7 protein-coding genes are annotated in these 6547 nt (G+C 69.8%); 4 read left to right on the forward strand and 3 right to left on the reverse strand.

Annotation, left to right across the window (positions count from 1 at the left end; all coding sequences use genetic code 11):
* Together VEC04_RS08350 and VEC04_RS08355 are read left to right on the forward strand one after the other, a co-directional pair.
* A partial coding sequence (locus VEC04_RS08350) for a TonB-dependent receptor domain-containing protein (protein WP_324775744.1) occupies window positions 1-1128 on the forward strand: 1128 nt, incomplete at its 5' end.
* A 178-nt stretch (window positions 1129-1306) separates the two neighbouring features.
* A complete protein-coding gene (locus VEC04_RS08355; protein ID WP_324775746.1) occupies window positions 1307-1699 on the forward strand; it encodes a MarR family transcriptional regulator in 393 nt (130 codons plus the stop codon).
* A 108-nt stretch (window positions 1700-1807) separates the two neighbouring features.
* Here the strand turns inward: VEC04_RS08355 and VEC04_RS08360 are convergent, their stop codons facing one another.
* Window positions 1808-2038 (reverse strand): hypothetical protein, encoded by a 231-nt coding sequence (locus tag VEC04_RS08360; RefSeq protein WP_324775748.1) that lies wholly within the window; start codon window positions 2036-2038, stop codon window positions 1808-1810.
* A 210-nt stretch (window positions 2039-2248) separates the two neighbouring features.
* Here VEC04_RS08360 and VEC04_RS08365 point away from each other — a divergent pair, with 210 nt between their 5' ends.
* Together VEC04_RS08365 and VEC04_RS08370 are read left to right on the forward strand one after the other, a co-directional pair.
* Complete coding sequence (locus VEC04_RS08365) at window positions 2249-3292, forward strand: sensor histidine kinase (RefSeq protein ID WP_324775750.1); 1044 nt, start codon at window positions 2249-2251, stop codon at window positions 3290-3292.
* Window positions 3292-4107 (forward strand): LytTR family DNA-binding domain-containing protein, encoded by an 816-nt coding sequence (locus tag VEC04_RS08370; RefSeq protein WP_324775752.1) that lies wholly within the window; start codon window positions 3292-3294, stop codon window positions 4105-4107. The genes VEC04_RS08365 and VEC04_RS08370 overlap by 1 nt, the downstream gene beginning before the upstream one ends.
* On the opposite strand, the gene VEC04_RS08375 is transcribed toward VEC04_RS08370, so the two are convergent.
* On the reverse strand, window positions 4067-6247 hold the full coding sequence (locus tag VEC04_RS08375; RefSeq protein WP_324775754.1) for an amylo-alpha-1,6-glucosidase: 2181 nt from the start codon (window positions 6245-6247) through the stop codon (window positions 4067-4069). The two genes, VEC04_RS08370 and VEC04_RS08375, sit on opposite strands and share 41 nt — an antisense overlap.
* Window positions 6248-6259: 12 nt before the next feature.
* Window positions 6260-6547 (reverse strand): glycosyltransferase (locus VEC04_RS08380; protein ID WP_324775756.1); only part of this gene is annotated, 288 nt, incomplete at its 5' end.

The raw sequence follows: 6547 nt of genomic DNA on the forward strand, positions 1-6547 counted from the left end.
TTCTTCCACTACCTCGGCCTGGAAGGCGGCTACCGGGTGTCCGACTACTCGTCGGTCGGCCAGGTGGAGACCTTCAAGATCGGCGGCGAGTGGGCTCCGGTCGAGTGGCTGCGCTTCCGCGCGGTCTACAACGAAGCCACCCGCGCTCCGTCGGTGTTCGAACTGTTCCAGAACGGCGACCAGGGCTTCCCGGCCTACCAGGATCCCTGCCGTCAGGCTCAGATCAACAACCCCAACAGCCCTCCGGGCCTGCAGGCGTTCTGTATCTCGCAGGGCGTTCCGGCCTCGGCCTACCCGGGCTTCACGGCCAACAACAGCCAGGTTCAGGCCTTCGCCTTCGGCAACCCGAACCTGTCGCCGGAAACCGCCGAGACCTGGACCGCCGGCTTCGTGTTCCAGCCCGACTGGTTCCCGGTCGGCGACTTCCGCGCCACGGTCGACTGGTACCAGATCGAGATCACCGACGTGATCGCGGCTCAGGGCGCCCAGTTCTGGCTCAACCAGTGCTACCTGCTGGGCAACCCGAACAACGCCTGCGCCCGCATCATCCGTGACCCGGTCACCGGCCAGGTGACCTCGGTGAACACGGCGACCGCCAACGGCGCCTCGTTCGCCACGGAAGGCGTGGACATCCAGGCCGAGTGGACCGTGAACCTGGAAGAGACCTTCCTGGGCATCCCGGGCCGCCTGCGGATCAACGAGCTGTTCTCGTTCGTCGACAGCTTCGAGTTCAACGGCGCCGACTTCTCCGGCACGTCGACCGCCGCCATCGGCGGCGCGATCTTCGACTGGAAGTCGACCCTGTCGATCTACTACACCCTCGGCGACTGGACGGCGTTCGCCCGCTGGAGCTACGTGCCCGAGCTGTGCGATCCGACCTTCGGCACCGGCCCGGCCAACTGCGGCGACACCGGCCGCGGCCAGATGGTTCCGGAAGCCAGCTACGTCGACGTCTCGGCGCGCTGGAACGTGACCGACAACTTCCAGGTCACCGGCTTCATCGGCAACCTGTTCGACGAAGATCCGCCCCAGACCCCGGGCGGCCTGTTCTCGCAGGCCAACACCGACCCGCAGGTCTATCGCGTCCTGGGCCGGACCTTCTCGGTCTCCGCGAAGATCCGCTTCTAGACCGCAGCTTCCGTCCTGAACTTTCGGCGGCGGGCTCTCGGGCCCGCCGCCTTTTTTCTGCCTGTGCTGCGCCGTTCGCTGCCAAATTTCGTGCGTCCGCCGCGCTTTTCATGCACCTCCGCAGCCAAGGCCTGCCGTCTGCGACACTATTCCGATGCACTCAGTCGGGAGGACCGCCGTGCGCAGACGCAACAGCCTGCTTCAACTGGTCGAGCATTTCCGCACCCTCGATCCGGAGATCGTCGTCAACGACATCCTGGTGTTCCTCTACGTGTGCGAGAACGAGGGCCTGAACATCACCGAACTGGCCCGCCTGGCTCGACTCACCGAGGCCACCGCCTCGCGCCGCGCCCGCGCGCTGGCCTCGCCGGACATCCCCTTCCCCGTGGCGCCGTCGATGGGGCTGGTCGAGATCTTCCAGGGCGAGGACGGCCGTCAGCGGCTGCTCTATCTGACGGCGAAGGGCCACGAGCTCCGCCAGACGGTCGACCGCCTGATCGCCGCCGCCGTGCCGGTGGCCAAGCCCCGCCGCCCCGACCGCCTGCCGCCGGCCCACATCGCCGCCGAATAGGGGGCCGGGAGACGGCCTTCCCGTTTTCTGCCTGTCGCGCCCGAAGCGAAGCCGGCCCGGGATCGCTCCCGGGCCGGCGCGACTGGCCGGAAGAGAGGGCCTTCCGCTTCAGTCGTCGGCGTATTCGGCGACCGCTCCGGTGTAGCGCGGCACCGCTTCGCGCCGGGGGAGGGTGCGCATGGTGCGAGGCCGCCGCTCGCGGAATTCGAGTTCGGCCTGGCCGTAGGTTTCCCGCACCGAACTCATCAGCGTCTCGATTCGCTTCTGGTGGTCGGCGGCGCTGACGAAGTCCTCGGCGCTGACGTCGATCGTGATCTGGGCTCGAAGGACGATGGCCATGGAACACTCCTTGCAAACAAGCACGGGCATTTCACCTGTCCGATTGCGCCCGCGCAGCCAAATTGAGACCGGCGACAAAGGTTTGGCATCCAGGGTCGCCGCTTGCGACGAGGGTCGGTGTAAGATCAATGGGCGACGGGGGCCCGCCAGCGGCGGATCTGGGAACGGCCGTCGGGACGGGGCAGGGAAGGCGTGTCTAGACTGATCAGCATGACCAGGCCGTCGCCGCTCGTCTGGATGACGATCGCGCTGTGGGTGGCCGCCTTCCTGGTGCTCACCTACCGCGCCTCGCTGATGATGGAGGGGCCGCAACTCATCCAGTACCCGCCTCGCCTGTTCAGCTGCGCCATCGGCGCGCTGCTGTGCTGGCTGCTGTCGTTCGCGCTGCGCCGGTTCAACCACTGGAGCCTGGCCTCGCAGCTGGCGTTGGGCTTCGTGGCCTCGATCTTCACCGGCATCATCTACGGCGGCCTGACCGCGGCGGTGTTCCGGCTCATGCTGCCCTCGCCCGGGGGCGAAAGCCCGCTGTGGATGGACGTCATGGCCCGCGCCCAGGCCTATCTCTGGATCTTCATCAGCTGGTGCTTCGCCTACCTGGCGCTCAGTTATTCGGAGCAGTCGCGCGAGAACCAGATGCGGCTGATGGAAGCCCAGACCCTGGCTGCCGATGCGCAGAACCGGATGCTGCGCTACCAGGTCAATCCGCACTTCCTGTTCAACACCCTCAACGCCCTCCAGACCCTGCTGCTCGACCGCAAGACCGGCCGCGCGCGGGCAATGGTCCAGTCGCTGGCCGATTTCCTGCGCTACTCGCTGGCGCGCGAACCCGACGAGATGGTCACCCTCGGCGAGGAGGCCGAGGCGCAGTCGGCCTACCTGGCGATCGAGGAGGCCCGCTTCGGCGACCAGGTGAAGTTCGTCTGCGAGATCGATTCCGACGCGCGCAACGTGCGCGTCCCCAGCCTGATCCTGCAGCCGCTGATCGAAAACGCGGTGAAGTACGCCGTCACCCCGTCGACCGGGACGGTGACCATCAGCCTGACCGCGCGACTGACCACCGAGCGCGTGCGCATCGAGGTGCGCGACGACGGCCATGTCGGTGCGCCGGTCCCGTCGAAAGGGCTCAAGGTGGGACTGGAGAACGTGCGCCGTCGGCTCGAGCTGGCCTACGGCGGCCAGGCCGAGTTCACCTACGGGCCGATGGAGCCGAAGGGTTTTGTCGTGATCATCCTGCTTCCGAGGGACGGCGTGTGATGGAACGTCTGCGCGTGGTGATCGTCGACGACGAGCCCCTGGCCATCCGCGGCCTCGAGCTGGAGCTGAAGCGGATCGCCGGCGTCGAGGTCGTGGGCACGGCCGCCGACGGTCAGACCGGGCTGGACCTGATCCACGAACTCACCCCCGACATCGCCCTGCTCGACGTGCAGATGCCCCGCCTCGACGGGCTGCAGATGGCCGACGCCCTGGCCGCCGGCGACGCCCCGGCGATCATCTTCGTCACCGCCTACGGCCATTTCGCCGTCGCCGCCTTCGAGCTGAACGCCGTCGACTACGTTCTCAAGCCGATCAACCTCGCGCGCCTGAGGGCCGCGATCGAACGGGCCCGCACACGGCTGGAGCAGACCACCGCCGCCCAGCGCGCCGCCGAGCTGTCGACGGTGCTCGAGGCCCTGCGCCGCGATCCGGCCAACCCTTACGATCGCGCCGACGTGTCGCGCTCGCTGTGGCTGTCGGACGCGCGTGGCCGCCGCCGCCTGCTGATGAGTTCGATCGACTGGCTCGAGGCCCAGCGCGACTATGTGCGCATCCACACCGACACCCAGAGCTACGTCCAGCGCGGCACCCTGGCCGACCTCTCGCGCAAGCTCGACCCGGGGCAGTTCCTGCGCGTGCACCGCTCGGCCATCGTCAACCTCGAGGCGCTGACCGGCATCGAACGGCGCGGCTGGGGACTGGTCGCGGCGCGGCTGCGCTCGGGGGTCGAGGTGCCGGTCGGGCGCTCCTATCTCGCCGAGCTGCGCGAGCGGCTCAGGCAGACCGGCGTGACCTCCATCCGCGGTCAGGGCTGAACGGCCGCACCGCGCCGGAGAACAGCAGCCCCCTCGGAGCGTCGAAGGCCTCGACCACCGTCGAGCCGTCGCGGTCGGCGAAATGCAGGTCGAAGGGGGCGCCGTCGAAGTGAAGGCCGGTGACCTCGAGCCGCGCCACGCCGCGCGGCATCAGCGGGTCGCGCACCGTAAGCCGCCGCTCCGGCGCGTCGATCTCGACCCCCAGCGCCGCCTGCAGCAGCATGAACACCGACCCGGCCGCCCAGGCCTGCGGCATGCAGGCCACCGGGTAGGCCACCGGCGGCTCGCCCGTGCGCCGGTCGAAGCCGCAGAACAGCTCCGGCAGGCGCATCTGGAAGTGGATGGCCGCGTCGAACAGCTCGCCCAGCAGCCGCCGGGCCGCCTCGCGCTCGCCGTAACGCGCCATGCCGGCCGCGGCCAGCGCCGTGTCGTGCGGCCATACCGAACCGTTGTGGTAGGCCATCGGATTGTAGCGCGCCTGATCGCGGGCCAGGGTTCTCAGACCCCAGCCGGTGCGGAACTCGGCCGACAGCAGGCGGTGCGCCACCGCCGCCCCGCGGTCCGGCGCCGGCAGGCCGCTGAACAGCAGGTGGCCCGGATTGGACGTGATGGCCCGGCAAGGCCTGCCTTCGCCGTCGAGCGCGACGGCGTAGAAGGCCTCGTCCTCCATCCAGAACCGCTCCTCGACCAGTTGGCGCACGCGCCGCGCCTTCGCCCGCCACGCCTCGCCGCCGTCCTCCCCCAACGCATCGGCGAGGTCGGCCATGGCCAGCCAGCCAGCGAAGGCGTAGCCCTGCACCTCGACGAGGGCGATCGGACCCGGCGGGAAGCGGCCGTCGGCATGGAAGATGGAATCGCCGGAGTCCTTCCAGCCCTGGTTCGCCAGTCCGGTCTCGACGGCGCGGGCGTAGTCGATCAGGCCGTCGCCGTTGGAATCGCCGGGTCCGGCCATCCAGGCCGCCGCCGCCTGCAGATTCGGCCAGATCTCGGCGATCAGCTCCAGGTCGCCGGTGCGCCGCCAGTAGGCGCCGGCGAGGCCGACGAACAGGCAGGTGGTGTCGACGCCGCCGTAGTACAGGCCGAACGGCATCTCGCCGAGCGCGCACATCTCGCCGCCGCGCGTCTCGTGCATGATCTTGCCCGGCTGGGCGTCGGCGAAGGGGTTGGTCTCGGCCGCCTGCCGGGCCGCCAGATAGCGCAGCACGCCGGCCGCCAGCCCAGGCTCCAGCCACAGCAGCTGCCAGGCGGTGATGATGCCGTCCCGCCCGAACGGGGTGCAGAACCAGGGGATGCCGGCGAAGGGGTAGGGACCGGTCGGCAGGGCCTCGGTGAGCAGGGCCACGTCGGAGCGCGCCTGGGCCAGCCAGGCGTCGAATGGCGAGCCACGATCCGCGCTGATGGCCGCGCCGCCGCGCCGCTGGCGGCGGCGTTCCAGCCGCGCCTGCACCGCCGCGAGGCGGAAGCGCGCTTCGCACGGGGTCTCCTCCAGGTGGCGGCCGACCTCGATATAGAGCTCCTCGGTGTCGCCGCGCTCCAGGCTCCACAGGAACTGGGCGTAGTTGGTGGTGAGCCGGCCCGGCGGAGCGGAGAACGAGATCACCGTAGAGCGTTCCACCTCGTCCAGCCCGCGGTAGCCGAACCGCGCCCAACGGCCGTCCACCTGCGGCGGCTGCACCGTTCCACGCATCGCCCGGGCCGCGCCGCGCACCTCGAAGATGTCGCGGAAGTCGGCGTCGAACTCGAAGGTCAGCGGCAGCATCACCGTCTCGGAGCCGAAGTTCGACAGCCGCACCCGTTCGTAGAGCCGCTCGCCCCAGAGCACGCGGCGGCGCTCGATGTGCAGGGTGCCGGCCGGGGCGGACTTGCCCCCCATGGGCGGCAGCGGCCGGTTGGTGGCGTGGCAGACGAAGTAGACGTTGTCGCGCGAGACGCCGGAGTTGAGCCGGGACGGCAACACCCCGGCGGTGCACATCACCAGCCGCGACAGCAGCCGCGTGTCATCCACGAACAGGCCGTCGGCGCCGCCGGTGACGTCGCCGCGGCTGTTGAACACCAGGAACGCGCCGCCGCTCTTGAGCGACAGCAGCTGATGCAGTCCCTCGACGGCCTGTTCGGGAGGTTCGGCGTCAGGGTCGAGCATGCCGCGTCCCGGTCAGGTGGCGATTGCGAAGCTCTTCGGCTCCGCCGCGACCAGATCGGCCGCGAAGGGCCTGCGGGCCAGGATGTCGCGATAGACGTCGAGATAGCGCCGCGCCATGGCGGTGGCCGAGAAGCGGAGTTCGAAGCGCTTGCGGATGGCGGCCCGGTCGAGCGAGGACGCGATGGCCGCCGCCTCGACGGCCTGGTCGACGTCATCGACGATGTAGCCGGTGGCCCCGTCCTCGATCACCTCCGGGGTGGAGCCGCAGCGGAAAGCCACCACCGGCGTGCCGCAGGCCAT

This window comes from Brevundimonas sp., from assembly GCF_035626535.1.
GTDB lineage: Bacteria > Pseudomonadota > Alphaproteobacteria > Caulobacterales > Caulobacteraceae > Brevundimonas.